Below are 13,602 nucleotides of genomic sequence, written 5' to 3'. Positions count from 1 at the left end.
GCGGGGTGCCATCCTGATCCGTCTCCCTCGGTTCGCCGGCTGCCAGCCGTTCGTGACGTCGTCCACAGTGGGCGGGCGGAGCCCCCGGGACAAGCGATTCCTTCTCACCCCACCTGTGAGTAGATTTCACACATGCGCTGGCCCGACCTTCCGCCGCCGAACACCCTGCTGCCGTTCGAGGCGACGGTGCGGCACGCGAGCATGACCCGGGCGGCCCAGGAGCTCCACGTCACGCACGGCGCGGTCAGCCGCCAGATCCGGAACCTGGAGAAGGCCCTCGGCACCTCCCTCTTCGAGCGCGGGACCCGATCGCTGCGCCCGACCCCGCAGGCGCGCCGCTTGGCGGCGGTCGTCCGGGACGCGCTCGACCAGATCGACACGGCGGCCCGGCAGGTCTCCGGCCGCGAGGAGGGCGGTCCGCTCGCCCTGTCCTGCGAGCCCACGCTCCTCATGCGCTGGCTCATCCCGCGCCTGCCGGACCTCGCCGTCCGGGCCCCGGGCCTCACCGTGCACCTGTCGGCGGGCGGCGGCCCCGTCTCCTTCGAGCGGGAGACCCTCGACCTCGCCCTGCGCCGGGACGATTTTCCGGTGCCCGCCGGGGTCAGCCGTACGCCCCTCTTCGAGGAGCGGATCGGCCCCGTGTGCAGCCCCGACCTGGCGCGGCGGCTCGGCGGGGTGGACGATCTCGCCGCCCTGACCCTGCTGCACACCAGTACCCGGCCGCAGGCCTGGGACGACTGGCGGCGGTTGACCGGCGCCCGTGTCGACGGCGCCTCGCAGCAGACCTTCGAGCACTTCTACCTGGCGCTGCAGGCGGCCGTCGCGGGGCTCGGTGTCGCGATCGGCCCGTACGCCCTGGTGCACGACGATCTCGTACGCGGTCAGCTGGTCGCCCCCTTCGGCCTGGTCGCCGACGGCACCCGCTACCAGCTGCTCAGCCCCCGGCCGCCCGAGCGGGACGCCCGGGTCTCCCGGCTGCTCGACTGGCTCCGCGCGCAGTCGGCCGGGCTCCAGACCCCGGGTGACCACGCTCCCGCACACCCCACCCTCGCCGACCCCGCTCCCTGAGCGCGCGCCGGCGTCACGCCCGGAGTGCCATGCGCCGCCGGGAGCCGCCGGGACGTACCGCGCCCGCGGAGGTACGCCGAGACTCCCCCGAGGCGGCTGCCCAGCGTGACCGTGCCCAGCCGCCCCGCGACCGGCCTGGCCATCGCGGGGAGTCAGCTGGCAGGATCGCGCCATGCCCGCCGCCCTCTTCCGTGCCAGCCGCCGCCGCGCCGTCCAGCTCGTGACGGCGCTGCTGGTGGTCTGCGGAGTGCTCGTCTGGTGGCTGGTTCCTTTCGGTTCGCCCGCGCCGAGCGGCTCGGTGACCTTCAGTACGGGCGTGCCCACCGGCGTCTACCAGCAGTACGGCGAGCTCCTGAAGCAGGCCCTCGCCCGCGATCTGCCCGATGTCTCGATAGCGCTGCGGAACAGCGAGGGCTCTCAGCAGAACCTCGCCCGGCTCGCCTCCGGCGAGGCCGATTTCACGATCGCGACGGCCGACGCCGTGGCCCAGTACAAGCGGGACCGCAAGCCGGGCTTCGAGCGACTGAGGGGCTCCGCCCGCCTCTACGACGACTACGTCCAGCTGGTGGTCCGCAAGGGCTCCGACATCCGCTCGGCCGAGGACCTGCGCGGCCTGCGGGTGGGCGTCGGCCAGGAGGGTTCCGGCGTGCGGCTGATCGCGGACCGGGTCCTCGCGGCCGCCGGGCTCACCCCGGACGTCGACATCAGGCCGGTCTCGGCCGGTATCGACACGATGCCGTCCCTGCTGGAGCGCGGGAAGCTGGACGCGTTCTTCTGGTCGGGCGGACTGCCCACCCACGCCGTCCAGACCCTCTCCCAACGCCTTCCGGTACGGCTCGTCCCGCTGGACGCCGCCCTGGTGGACAACCTCCACGACGTCGGGGGCTCGACCCGCCACTACCGCTCCGCGGCCATCCCCGCCGACGCGTACACCCTCGCCCAGGACGGGCAGCCGGTGGAGACGCTGGCCGTGGCGAACCTGCTCGTCACCACGGAGGACATCGACGCGGACCTGGTGGAGGGTTTCACGCGTACGGTGATCAGAAGCCGCGACCGGATCGGCGGCAAGGTCCACCCGGCCCAGCTGGTCGATCTGCGCACCGCGATCTACACCGAACCGCTGGAGCTGCACGAGGGCGCCAAGCGCTACTACCGCTCCGTGAAGCCGTAGACCCGGCGCGCCGCACCCGGCCCGCTCTCACCCCCTCGTTCGGGGTCCACGCCCTCTCACTCCCCGCGGGGCTGCGGGGCCGAGCGCGGCACCGTGACCGTCACGCGCAGCCCGTGCGGCTCGTTCGGTGCGAAGTCGATCGCACCGCCGCCCGCCGCCAGCAGCACCCGGGAGATGGAGAGGCCCAGGCCCGACCCCTTGACGTTCTGGTGGCGGTTGCTGCGCCAGAAGCGGTCGCCGACGCGTTCCAGCTCCTCCGGGGTGAGGCCGGGGCCCTGGTCGGCGACCACGATCGCGCAGGTCCCGCCCTCGGGCGTCACGGTCACCGTGACCTCTTCGCCCGCCGGGGTGAACTTCAGGGCGTTGTCGATCACCGCGTCCAGGGCGCTGGAGAGCGCCACCGGGTCCGCCCACCCCGTCACGGCCCGGTGCTCCCCGGTCAGCCGGACGCCCTTGTCCTCGGCGAGCGGCCGCCAGGAGGCGATCCGCTCGGCGGCCAGCGCCCCGATGTCGGTGAGGCGCAGATCGGCGGCGGCGTGCTCGGCGAGCGCGAGGCCGAGCAGGTCGTCGAGGACCTGGGCGAGCCGCTTGCCCTCGGTGCGGACGGAGGCGATCTCCTCGTTGCCCTCGGGGAGTTCGAGGGCGAGGAGTTCGATCCGCAGCAGCAGCGCGGCGAGCGGGTTGCGCAGTTGGTGGGAGGCGTCGGCGACGAAGGCGCGCTGCTGCTCCAGGACGTCCTCGACGTTGTCGGCCATCTCGTTGAACGAGCGGGCGAGCCGGCGCAGTTCGGGCGGCCCGCCCGCGGCGGCGACACGGGACTTCATCCGGCCGGTGGCGATGTCGTGGGTGACGGCGTCCAGGACGCGGACCGGGCGCAGCACCCAGCCGGTGAGGCGGAACGCGGCTCCGACGGCGAGGAGCATCGCGGCGGACTCGCCGGCGGCGATGAGGAGCCAGCCGCGGAGGATGGCGGAGCGCAGTTGTCCGGTGGGCGAGTCGGTGACGACGACGGCGACGACGTCCCCGTCGCGTACCACCGGGGAGGCGATGGCGAGCCGTGCGTGCTCCTGCCAGGGCCAGACCTGGGGCGGGTCGTGGCTGCGGCGGCCGAGCAGCGCTTCGTTGAAGGCGCGGCGCCCCTCCCCGTCGTAGGGGACGACCCACTCCTCGGGCGCGGCGGCCATGGCACGGTTGTCGCGGAAGAAGATCCCCGTCCGGATGCCGTAGACGTCGTGGTAGCTGGCGAGTTCCCCTTCCAGGGCGGTCCGGCGCTCGTTCGGACCGAGGTCGGTCTCGCTGACGAACTGCGCGAGCGCGGCGAAGCGTGCCGCGTCGTCCAGCCGGTCGACGACCACCCGCTGCTGTTCGGAGGCGGCGAGGCTGGCGGCGAGCGGGAAGCCGAGGGCGAGCAGGACCCCGGCCATGAGGATGATGAGGAGCGGGAGGAGACGTGTGCGCACGAGAGGGATCCGGCGGTTACGCGGCCGGGACGACCAGGCGGTAGCCGACGCCGCGCACGGTCTCGATCAGGGCGGGCATGCGGAGCTTGGAGCGCAGCGAGGCGACGTGGACCTCCAGGGTGCGGCCGGTGCCTTCCCAACTGGTGCGCCAGACCTCGCTGATGATCTGCTCGCGCCGGAAGACCACCCCGGGCCGCTGGGCGAGCAGCGCGAGGAGGTCGAACTCCTTACGGGTGAGCTGGACCGGTGCGCCGTCGACGCTGACCCGGCGGGTGGGCAGCTCGATGGTGACGGAGCCGAGGCGCAGCGCGCTCTCCTCGCCGGGCCCGGTGGCCTCCTCGCCCCCGGCGGTGCGCCGGCTGACGGCGTGGATGCGGGCGAGCAGCTCCCCGGTGTCGTACGGCTTGACCACGTAGTCGTCGGCGCCGAGGTTGAGCCCGTGTATGCGGGAGCGGACGTCGGCCCGCGCGGTCACCATGATCACCGGGGTGGCGGTGAGCTTACGGATACGGCCGCAGACCTGGTATCCGTCCTGGTCGGGCAGGCCGAGGTCGAGCAGGATCACGCCGAAGGAGGGGCGCTCGCCGTGTGCGGCGGGCAGCACCGCCTGGAGGGCCTCCTCGCCGTTGCGGGCGTGCGTGACGGCGAAGCCGTGCTTGGCCAGGACGGCGGACAGGGCCGCGGCGACGTGATCGTCGTCCTCGACGAGCAGCAGTCTCATGACCCTCCTCCGTTACCTCGATGTCCGGGATGACCGTGCCGGTCGGGTGACCGTGCCGGTCCGGTGATCACTCTGTTCAGGTGATCGCCTTGTTCTCGTGCGGTTCGCGTGATCGTCTCGTCGTGGTGATGGTGTTCTGTGTACAGGCTGCCATCAGGTTTGTACCAGGGCTGAACGCCGATGGTCGCCGTCACCGTCAAGTCTGCCCCCTGCGACCGTGGGGTTTCCGGGATGAACCGGGTGCGCCCGGGGCGTCCCCTTCACCCACTGTGTCCGGTTGCGGCCGGATCGTTATCCTCAATTTCCGCTCAGATGTAATGACGCTGGTCGCACCACGTGCCTAGTGTCCTCCCCAACCGAGGAGGACGGAGCAAGAAGCCGATGAGCGGAGTGTCAGTGACCAAGGGCTCGAAGGACGCCGTACCGGCGGCGGGCGACCTGGTCGTGCTGTCCAACGTGAACAAGCACTTCGGCGCGCTGCATGTGCTCCAGGACATCGACCTGACGATCGCCCGGGGCGAAGTCGTGGTCGTCATCGGGCCTTCCGGGTCCGGTAAGTCCACGCTGTGCCGCACCATCAACCGCCTGGAGACGATCGACTCCGGCACCATCACCATCGACGACCGGCCGCTGCCCCAGGAGGGCAAGGAGCTGGCCCGGCTGCGCGCCGACGTGGGCATGGTCTTCCAGTCCTTCAACCTCTTCGCGCACAAGACCGTGCTCGAAAACGTGATGCTGGGCCAGGTCAAGGTCCGCAAGACGGAGAAGGCGGCCGCCGAGACGAAGGCCCGCGCGCTGCTCGACCGGGTGGGCGTCGGCACGCAGGCCGACAAGTACCCCGCGCAGCTCTCCGGCGGCCAGCAGCAACGCGTCGCGATCGCCCGGGCGTTGGCGATGGACCCCAAGGTCATGCTCTTCGACGAGCCGACCTCGGCTCTCGACCCCGAGATGATCAACGAGGTCCTGGAGGTCATGCAGCAGCTGGCGCGTGACGGCATGACCATGGTCGTCGTCACCCACGAGATGGGTTTCGCGCGCTCCGCCGCCAACCGGGTCGTCTTCATGGCCGACGGCAGGATCGTCGAAGAGGCCACGCCCGACCAGTTCTTCAGCAACCCGCGCAGCGACCGGGCCAAGGACTTCCTGTCGAAGATCCTGCACCACTGACCGTCACCGGCGGGCTCCGCCGGCCGTACCGTCCAGCGGGTTTCCCCCTGGCCGTCCGGTCGGCGGGCATACCCTGACCGTCTTGTCAGCGGGCCTCCCTGCTTCGCCCGCCGATCAACAACCCACGAAAAAAGGGATGTTCACCATGAAGCTCCGCAAGAGCGCGGCCGTGGCCGTCGCCGTCCTCGCGCTGACCGCCACCGCCTGTGGTGGCAAGGAGGGCTCCGCCGGCGACAAGCCCGCCGTGAAGCCCGGCGACAAGAGCGCCCCCCAGCTGCCCAAGTACATCGTCGCCACCGACGTGAAGGTCGACTCGCCGACCCTCAAGGAGGCGCAGAAGCGCGGGAAGCTGATCATCGGTTCCAAGGCCGACCAGCCCTACCTCGGCTTCGAGGACCAGGCCACCAAGGAGCGGTCCGGCTTCGACGTCGAGATCGCGAAGATGATCGCGGCGGAGCTCGGCTTCAGCGAGGACAAGATCGAGTGGAAGACCGTCGACTCCAAGCTGCGTGAGACGGCGATCTCCACGGGCCAGGTCGACTACTACGTCGGTACGTACACGATCAACGACAAGCGCAAGGCGCAGGTCGGCTTCGCGGGTCCGTACTACCAGGCCGGCGCCGACCTCCTGGTCCGCAAGGACGAGACCGCGATCACCGGTCCGGAGACCCTCAAGGGCAAGAAGGTCTGCTCCATCACGGGCTCCACCCCGCTGCAGGAGATCAAGAAGCCGCAGTACGGCGCCCAGACCACCGAGCTGGCGAAGTACTCGGACTGCGTGCAGCAGCTGCTGACCAAGCAGGTCGACGCCGTCACCACCGACGACTCGATCCTCAAGGGCTACGCCGCCGCCAACAGCGGCAAGCTCAAGGTCGTCGGCAAGCCGTTCACCAAGGAGCCTTACGGCGTCGGCATGGACAAGGCCGACACCGCCCTGCGTGCCAAGATCAACGACACGCTGGAGAAGTACGTCAAGGACGGCACGTACAAGAAGATCTACGAGGCCACCCTCGGCCTGTCCGGCTCGGCCTACACCGCGCCGCCGGCGATCAACCGCTACTGATCGTCCGCGTCACCACGGGCGCCCCGTACAGGAGTACGGGGCGCCGCTCCCCCTGCCCGTACACCTTGTCCGTAAGCCTTGGCACGCCTCGACCGTAGGCCGCCGACCGCCGACGCGGAGACCTCATGAACGTACTGCTCGACCATTTCCCGGAGTTCCGCGACGGCTTCATAGGAACCGTGTCGATCACCGCCGTCAGCTCGGTCATCGCGCTGGTCCTCGGCGTCGCCATCGCCGGCTTCCGGGTGTCCCCCGTCCCGCCGCTGCGCTTCTTCGGCACCCTCTGGGTCACCTTGCTGCGCAACACCCCGCTCACGCTGCTCTTCCTCGTCTCGTTCTTCGTGGTCCCGGAGATCTTCTTCCCGGGCATGAGCCCCTTCCTGCTGGGCTCGCTGGCGCTCGGCTTCTACACCTCGGCGTTCGTCTGCGAGGCCGTCCGCTCCGGCATCGGCACGGTGCCGATCGGCCAGGCGGAGGCCGCCCGTTCGCTCGGCATGACCTTCTCGCAGACCCTGCGCATGATCGTGCTGCCGCAGGCGACCCGTACCGTTCTGCCGCCGCTGAGCTCGATCTTCATCGCGCTCACCAAGAACTCCGCCATCGCCGGCGCCTTCAGCGTCACCGAACTCTTCGGCTGGCAGACGCTGATGAGCGAGCAGGGCTACGCGATCGGTCCGATCTTCGTCTGGGTGGCCGCCGCGTACCTGGTCGTCACCTTCACCATCAGCGGGATCTTCCGTCTCCTTGAGCGCCGCATGGAGGTCGCCCGATGAGTGCCAGCGTTCTCTACGACAGCCCCGGCCCCAAGGCACGCGTCCGCAACCGGATCTACGCCGTCCTGGGCACCGTCGCCATCGTCGCGCTGCTCGGGGTCAGCGTCCTCCGGCTGAGCGACAAGGGTCACCTCGACCCCGCGATGTGGGACATCTTCAACTACGCGGGCATCCGGCAGAACATCGCCGACGCGATCCTCGCCACCCTGAAGGCCTTCGGCCTCGCGGCGGTCGGCTCGCTCGTCCTCGGCGTGCTGCTCGCCGTTGCCCGGCTCTCGGACCACAAGCCGGTCCGCTGGGCCGCCACCGGCTTCATCGAGATCTTCCGCTCCATCCCGCTGCTGATCACGATCTACGCCGTGTGGGTCGGCTTCCTCACCGAGTACTCGATGTGGGCGCTGGCGCTCGGCCTGTCGATCTACAACGGCTGCGTGCAGGCCGAGGTGTTGCGCGCCGGCGTCAATGCGGTGCCCAAGGGCCAGCGCGAGGCCGCGTACGCGCTGGGCATGACGAAGACACAGGTCATGACGACCGTCCTGCTGCCGCAGGCCGTCCGTTCGATGCTGCCGACGATCATCAGCCAGCTCGTGGTCACGCTGAAGGACACCTCGCTCGGCTTCGTGATCCTCTACCCCGAGCTGCTCCAGACGGCCCGCCTGATCGCCTCCAACACGCAGGTCAACGGTCAGTACCCGTACGTCTCGACGATCGTGGTCATCGGCACCATCTACATCGCGATGTGTCTGGCGCTCTCCGCGCTCGCGACCTGGATCGAGAAGCGCGGCCGCCGCGCGAAGACGGGCATCCCGGTCACGGACGCCGCCGCACAGGAGGTCGTGCTCACCGCCGACGCCGGCGGGGGCCCCGGGCGGACGACTGGGGACGCCGACGGGTCCGGTATCACGAAGAACTGACAGTATGTGACATCATCCGGGGGCAGTGGCGGTCGCGCCGCTGCCCCCGTCGCTTGACGCAAGCACCCGCAATGGGTTGCATACGTTCTGTGATCACGCACCGGGCTCGCGCCACACTTCGCTGTGCTACCCGCATGACCGAACGGCCTTCAGGAGCCGCGCCGTGGACCCGGTGATCATCGTGGGCGCGGGGCCCGTGGGCCTCGCGCTCTCCCTTGCCCTGGCCTCGCAGGGCGTGCCCAGTGTCGTCCTCGACGAGGGCCCCGGCAAGGAGGAACCCCGCCCCGCCCGTACGGTCGTCCTGCGCGCCGACATGGCCGCGATGGCCGAACGGCTCGGCTGCACCACGCTGCGTGACGAGGGTGTCCGGTGGGTCGGCTGGCGCTCCCTGCGCCGGAAGCAACAGATGAGGCAGGTCGCCCTCCATCCTGGTCTCGCGGATACGGAGAGTGACGCCGTGGGGCCCGCAGCTCCGCTGCACATCCCGCAGCACGCCCTGGCGCGCGGCCTGCGCGACGCGATCGCCGGGCAGGACCTCGTCCAGTTGATCACCGAGGCCCGGCTCGACGGGATCGAGCAGGACGCGGACGGCATCACGGCGCACACCCGGGGGCCGGGCGCGACCTGGTGGCGCGGCAGCCATCTGGTGGGGTGCGACGGGGCCCGTTCCACCGTGCGCAAGCTGCTGGGCGTCCGCTTTCCCGGGCGTACGGCGGTGGAGCGGCACGCGGTCGCGGCGCTGCGTACGGAACTGCCCTGGCCCGGCGAGGCCGTGCTGCACCGGCAGCCCCCGTGGCGGGGCGGCGGCGAGGAGGTCACGGCCCGGCCGCTGCCGGACGGGGTCTGGCGGATCGATTGGCTGCTGCCGCCGCGCGGTGATCTCGTCACCCCGGACGCGCTCGTCTCCCGGATCCGCGACACGCTCGCCGGCTGGTGCGGCGGCCAGACGCCGCCGTACGAGCTGATCGACACCGGGGTCCACACCCTGCACCACCGGCTGGCCCGGCGCTGGCGGGTGGACCGGGTCTTCCTCGCGGGCGACGCGGCGCACCTGCTCGGCGCGGTCGGCACCCAGGGGGTCGACGAGGGGCTGCGGGACGCGGACAACCTGGCGTGGAAGCTGGCGCACGCCTGGCACCACGGCGCCTCGGACACGCTGCTCGACAGTTACCAGAGCGAGCGGCGGGCGGCCGTCGCCTCCCGGCTCCGGGCCGCCGACCAGTCGCTTCCGGTGCTGCGGGGCGGCGGGGGTCTGCGGACGTACATCCCCGGCGGCACCCGCGGGCACGACGCCCTGCTCACCGACGGCCACCTGGGGCTGGGTCCGCTGGGCGCGCCGCCCGCCTACCCGCACTCGCCGCTCGCGCCTCCGGAGGACGGGAACGGCCGGGCCGCGGCGGTGGTCACGGAGGCCGGTGCGCCGGTGGAGGACGTCCGGGTGACCGCGCCGGACGGCACGACCGTACGCCTCCGGGACCGGCTCGGCCGGGGCCGGCTCCTGGTCGTCCTGATCGCCCCGGGGACGGGGGTGTGGGACCGGCGGCACTGGAAGAGCGCCGGGGTCATGCCCCAGTTGGCGGAGGCGGTGGCCGCCTTGCCGGTACGGGCGGAGGTGCTGGTCACCGAGGCGTACCCGGGCGCGGCCGCCCACACCGTCCTGCTGGTGCGGCCGGACGGGCACCTGGTCGCCGCGTTCGCCGGTGTCCGGCCGGCGGAGCTGTTCGCGGCGGCGGACGCCGCCCGCGGCGGGGCCGTCGGGGGCACCCGGGAACTGCCGAGGCCGGCCTCGGGTGAGCCCGGCTCCGGCGCGACGGGCGGCGCCGCCGCGTCGGGCGCCGCCGCGGGGTCCGGGGCCGCCTCGGCGTCCGCGTCCACGTGAGCGACCGCACGGCGGACGGCGATTGACCGTCGCGGGCGCGCATGGTGTACTCCGGATCGTGACCGACACCGATGTGCGCCTGTGGCGGAGGGTCCATATGGACCTCGTCCGCTACGCGGGCTGCGTGTGTCGCCCTTCCTGCTGAATTCGCCCTTTCCCGCGCGCTTTTCGCCGTCGTCGTCGGCGTGGCCTCGCGCGCTCTCCGCGAACTCCCAGGACGGTCCTTCGTGTCTTCCGCGTCTTTCGTACCCCCTGTGTCGGCCGTGTCCCCCGTGTCTGCCGCGGCCCCGGTATCGGTCGTAACCCCTGTGCCGGCCGTGGCGGTCGGCACCTCGCTGCCGTCCGGGTCCTCGCCGGCCGCCGGTTCCGCTTCCTCGCCCGCGCGTTCCTCTTCCACCCCTTCCGCGGCCGATCTGCTGGACTTCGTCCGGCGGACGGCCGAGGACACCGCGCTGATCGACTCCCTCCCCCTGGATCCTGAGGGCCGTACCTGGGTGCGGCTGGACGGGCCCGGGGGCAGCGAGGCCTGGGTCATCGGCTGGCCGCCGGGCACCGGTACGGGCTGGCACGACCACGCCGAGTCGCAGGGCGCCTTCACTACCGCCCGGGGCACGCTCCGGGAGAACTCCCTGGCGGCACGCCTGCCGGCGAGCGGCTGGAAGACCCTGGAACTGGCCGAGGGGGTCGACCGGACGAGGCATCTGCCGGCGGGCAGGGGCCGGGCGTTCGGGCAGCACCATGTGCACGAGGTGCTCAACGAGTCCCGCACGGCGCACGCGGTGTCGGTGCACGCGTACTATCCGCCGCTCCCCCTGATCCGCCGTTTCAGCCGGTCGGGCGCGGTGCTCCGTCTTGAGCAGGTCGAGCGTCCGGAGGACTGGCAGTGAGCGACGAACGGGTCGGCATCGACGAGCTGTTGGAGCGGGTCAGGTCGGGCCTGGACCGGATCGAGGCGCGTGCGGCCTACGAGGCGTACGAGGCGGGTGACGCGCTTCTGGTCGACACCCGGTACGCGGCGCTGCGGGACCGGGACGGGCTGATCCCCGGCGCCCTCGTCGTGGAACGCAACGAGCTGGAGTGGCGGCTCGACCCGCTGGGCAGCCATCGCGCGCCCGAGGCGGACAGTCACGATCTGCGGGTGGTGGTGTTCTGCAACGAGGGCTACGCGTCCTCCCTGGCGGCCGCCTCGCTCCGGCAGCTGGGTCTGCACCGTGCGACCGACGTGATCGGCGGCTTCCAGGCCTGGAAGGCGGCGGACCTCCCGGTGCTCCATCCGGAGACGTAGCCGGAGGCGCGAGGGGCCGGCCGGGGGCGTAGTCGGAGGCGCGGGGTGCCGGGCCGGAAGCACGGGGTGTAGCTGGGGGCTCGGAGAGAGCCCGGTGGTCCGGCCTTGCCCGGGGCGGCCCGGGCCGGGGCTGGGGCCTGGGCTGGGGAGCGGAGGGCCCGGCCGCGCCTCTCGAAACGCCCTAGAAGGGTTCGTCCAGTCCCTCCGTGTCCTCGCCCTCTTCCTCCAGTGCCTGTCTGACCACCCGCAGGGCCATGCCTTCCGCGTACCCCTTGCGGGCGAGCATCCCCGCCAGCCTCCGCAGCCGCCGGTCGCGCTCCAGGCCGCGGGTGGCGCGGAGCTTGCGGTCGACGAGCTCGCGCGCCGTGATCTCCTCCTGCTCGGAGTCGAGCTGTCCGACCGCCTCCTGGATCAGCGAGGGGTCGACACCCTTGGTGCGCAGCTCCCGGGCGAGGGCCCGGCGGGCGAGGCCGCGCCCGTGGTGCCGGGACTCCACCCAGGCGTCCGCGAAGGCGGCGTCGTCGATGAGACCGACGTCCTCGAACCGGGAGAGGACCTCTTCCGCGATTTCGTCGGGGATCTCCCGCTTGCGCAGGGCGTCGGCGAGCTGCTTGCGGGTGCGGGGGGTCCCGGTGAGCAGGCGCAGGCAGATCGCCCGCGCCCGCTCAGCCGGATCCTGGGGCGACAGCTCCTTCTCGGCCCTCGACGAGTCGGGGCTGTCGCCCGGCCATTCGGTGCGCCCGGTCACCGCGTCAGCTCTTGGCCGCCGGGGCCTTGGTCGCCTTGGTGGCCTTGACGGCCGGGGCCGTGGCGGGCTTGGCGGCGTCGTCCGCTGCCGCCGTCTCCGTGGCGCCCGCGGCGTCCGCGGCCGGCTCGGCCGCCGGGTCCTTCGGCCGGACACCGACGCCCAGCTTCTCCTTGATCTTCCTCTCGATCTCGTTGGCGAGGTCGGGGTTGTCCTTCAGGAAGTTCCGGGCGTTCTCCTTGCCCTGGCCCAGCTGGTCGCCCTCGTACGTGTACCAGGCGCCGGCCTTGCGGACGAAGCCGTGCTCCACGCCCATGTCGATCAGACCGCCCTCGCGGCTGATGCCCTGGCCGTAGAGGATGTCGAACTCGGCCTGCTTGAAGGGCGGCGCGACCTTGTTCTTGACGACCTTGACGCGGGTGCGGTTGCCGACCGCGTCCGTGCCGTCCTTGAGGGTCTCGATGCGGCGGATGTCGAGGCGCACCGAGGCGTAGAACTTCAGGGCGCGGCCACCGGTCGTGGTCTCCGGCGAGCCGAACATCACGCCGATCTTCTCGCGGAGCTGGTTGATGAAGATCGCGGTGGTCTTGGACTGGTTGAGCGCGCTGGTGATCTTCCGCAGGGCCTGGCTCATCAGTCGGGCCTGCAGACCCACGTGCGAGTCGCCCATCTCGCCCTCGATCTCCGCGCGCGGGACGAGCGCGGCGACGGAGTCGATGACGATGAGGTCGAGGGCGCCGGAGCGGACCAGCATGTCGACGATCTCGAGGGCCTGCTCGCCGTTGTCCGGCTGGGACAGGATGAGGTTGTCGATGTCGACGCCGAGCTTCTTGGCGTACTCGGGGTCGAGGGCGTGCTCGGCGTCCACGAAGGCGACCTGGCCGCCGGCCTTCTGGGCGTTGGCCACGGCGTGCAGCGTCAGGGTCGTCTTACCGGAGGACTCCGGGCCGTAGACCTCCACGACACGGCCGCGGGGCAGGCCGCCGACGCCGAGCGCGATGTCGAGGGCGGTCGATCCCGTGGAGATCACCTCGATCGGCTCCTGCACGCGGTCGCCCATGCGCATCACGGCACCCTTGCCGAATTGCCGTTCAATCTGTGCGAGCGCGGCGTCGAGCGCCTTCTCGCGGTCGGTTCCTGCCATGGGTTCCACCCGGTTTGCTTGAGTCGATCGCTTCATGTGAAAGACGCTATCCCCTGCCACTGACAATGGGCCTCGGCGTCCTTCCGACCTGTGGAAAACTCGGCGGCGCCCCGCCGAGAAGCCCGTGTTTCCAGGGGCCGGAACTCCATCAGAATGGATGTTCGATTTCGGTGTCAAGCACACCACGCCGTGCGCCCCGACCGCTGCGGGGC

The 13,602-nt window shown here is 71.5% G+C and carries 13 protein-coding genes and 1 pseudogene; 10 read left to right on the top strand and 4 right to left on the bottom strand.

Annotation, left to right across the window (positions count from 1 at the left end):
* The first annotated feature begins 132 nt into the window (after nt 1-132).
* Both ACFZBD_RS20775 and ACFZBD_RS20770 read left to right on the top strand, forming a co-directional pair.
* Nucleotides 133-1,068, top strand: a complete 936-nt coding sequence (locus ACFZBD_RS20775; protein WP_391141327.1) for a LysR substrate-binding domain-containing protein — start codon at nt 133-135, stop codon at nt 1,066-1,068.
* 172 nt (nt 1,069-1,240) lie between these two features.
* Nucleotides 1,241-2,239 carry a TAXI family TRAP transporter solute-binding subunit gene (locus tag ACFZBD_RS20770; protein WP_391141324.1) on the top strand — a complete coding sequence of 333 codons (999 nt, stop codon included), beginning with the start codon at nt 1,241-1,243 and terminating at the stop codon, nt 2,237-2,239.
* A gap of 56 nt (nt 2,240-2,295) precedes the next feature.
* On the opposite strand, the gene ACFZBD_RS20765 is transcribed toward ACFZBD_RS20770, so the two are convergent.
* Both ACFZBD_RS20765 and ACFZBD_RS20760 read right to left on the bottom strand, forming a co-directional pair.
* Complete coding sequence (locus ACFZBD_RS20765) at nt 2,296-3,699, bottom strand: ATP-binding protein (RefSeq protein ID WP_391141322.1); 1,404 nt, start codon at nt 3,697-3,699, stop codon at nt 2,296-2,298.
* 16 nt (nt 3,700-3,715) lie between these two features.
* Nucleotides 3,716-4,420: a response regulator gene (locus ACFZBD_RS20760; RefSeq protein ID WP_391141320.1), complete on the bottom strand. Its 705-nt coding sequence runs from the start codon at nt 4,418-4,420 to the stop codon at nt 3,716-3,718.
* 381 nt (nt 4,421-4,801) lie between these two features.
* Between ACFZBD_RS20760 and ACFZBD_RS20755 the strand changes: the two genes are divergently transcribed.
* From ACFZBD_RS20755 to ACFZBD_RS20720, 8 genes are all read left to right on the top strand, one after another.
* Nucleotides 4,802-5,587 carry an ATP-binding cassette domain-containing protein gene (locus ACFZBD_RS20755; RefSeq protein ID WP_391141317.1) on the top strand — a complete coding sequence of 262 codons (786 nt, stop codon included), beginning with the start codon at nt 4,802-4,804 and terminating at the stop codon, nt 5,585-5,587.
* 145 nt (nt 5,588-5,732) lie between these two features.
* A complete protein-coding gene (locus ACFZBD_RS20750; protein WP_391141316.1) occupies nt 5,733-6,650 on the top strand; it encodes a transporter substrate-binding domain-containing protein in 918 nt (305 codons plus the stop codon).
* Between the two features lie 125 nt (nt 6,651-6,775).
* Nucleotides 6,776-7,423, top strand: a complete 648-nt coding sequence (locus ACFZBD_RS20745; protein ID WP_391141313.1) for an ABC transporter permease subunit — start codon at nt 6,776-6,778, stop codon at nt 7,421-7,423.
* Entirely contained in the window at nt 7,420-8,337 is a 918-nt protein-coding gene (locus ACFZBD_RS20740) for an ABC transporter permease subunit (RefSeq protein ID WP_391141310.1), read from the top strand. Before ACFZBD_RS20745 ends, ACFZBD_RS20740 begins: the two co-directional genes overlap by 4 nt.
* A gap of 163 nt (nt 8,338-8,500) precedes the next feature.
* Nucleotides 8,501-10,216, top strand: coding sequence for an FAD-dependent monooxygenase (locus ACFZBD_RS20735; RefSeq protein ID WP_391141308.1), 1,716 nt, complete (start codon nt 8,501-8,503; stop codon nt 10,214-10,216).
* Entirely contained in the window at nt 10,128-10,361 is a 234-nt protein-coding gene (locus ACFZBD_RS20730) for a putative leader peptide (RefSeq protein WP_391141306.1), read from the top strand. Before ACFZBD_RS20735 ends, ACFZBD_RS20730 begins: the two co-directional genes overlap by 89 nt.
* A 163-nt stretch (nt 10,362-10,524) precedes the next feature.
* Nucleotides 10,525-11,103: a cysteine dioxygenase gene (locus ACFZBD_RS20725; protein ID WP_391141303.1), complete on the top strand. Its 579-nt coding sequence runs from the start codon at nt 10,525-10,527 to the stop codon at nt 11,101-11,103.
* Complete coding sequence (locus ACFZBD_RS20720; RefSeq protein WP_391141301.1) at nt 11,100-11,501, top strand: rhodanese-like domain-containing protein; 402 nt, start codon at nt 11,100-11,102, stop codon at nt 11,499-11,501. The genes ACFZBD_RS20725 and ACFZBD_RS20720 overlap by 4 nt, the downstream gene beginning before the upstream one ends.
* A gap of 181 nt (nt 11,502-11,682) precedes the next feature.
* Here ACFZBD_RS20720 and recX read toward each other — a convergent pair whose 3' ends face one another.
* Nucleotides 11,683-12,402 carry a recombination regulator RecX gene (gene recX, locus ACFZBD_RS20715; protein WP_391141299.1) on the bottom strand — a complete coding sequence of 240 codons (720 nt, stop codon included), beginning with the start codon at nt 12,400-12,402 and terminating at the stop codon, nt 11,683-11,685.
* A 64-nt stretch (nt 12,403-12,466) separates the two neighbouring features.
* Nucleotides 12,467-13,390: pseudogene (gene recA, locus ACFZBD_RS20710) on the bottom strand (recombinase RecA); the annotation flags it as partial.
* Nucleotides 13,391-13,602: the final 212 nt, after the last annotated feature.

It is taken from the genome of Streptomyces sp. NPDC008121 (assembly GCF_042957155.1).
Taxonomy (GTDB): Bacteria; Actinomycetota; Actinomycetes; order Streptomycetales; family Streptomycetaceae; genus Streptomyces.
The sequence above is the reverse complement of the archived record's forward strand: the minus strand, read 5'-3'. Positions and strand labels throughout refer to the sequence as shown.

Coding starts and splice junctions, on each gene's coding strand:
- ACFZBD_RS20755 (WP_391141317.1), top strand. CDS start 4,802: ATGAGCGGAGTGTCAGTGACCAAGGGCTCGAAGGACGCCGTACCGGCG.
- ACFZBD_RS20750 (WP_391141316.1), top strand. CDS start 5,733: ATGAAGCTCCGCAAGAGCGCGGCCGTGGCCGTCGCCGTCCTCGCGCTG.
- ACFZBD_RS20740 (WP_391141310.1), top strand. CDS start 7,420: ATGAGTGCCAGCGTTCTCTACGACAGCCCCGGCCCCAAGGCACGCGTC.
- ACFZBD_RS20775 (WP_391141327.1), top strand. CDS start 133: ATGCGCTGGCCCGACCTTCCGCCGCCGAACACCCTGCTGCCGTTCGAG.
- ACFZBD_RS20760 (WP_391141320.1), bottom strand. CDS start 4,420: ATGAGACTGCTGCTCGTCGAGGACGACGATCACGTCGCCGCGGCCCTG.
- ACFZBD_RS20745 (WP_391141313.1), top strand. CDS start 6,776: ATGAACGTACTGCTCGACCATTTCCCGGAGTTCCGCGACGGCTTCATA.
- ACFZBD_RS20770 (WP_391141324.1), top strand. CDS start 1,241: ATGCCCGCCGCCCTCTTCCGTGCCAGCCGCCGCCGCGCCGTCCAGCTC.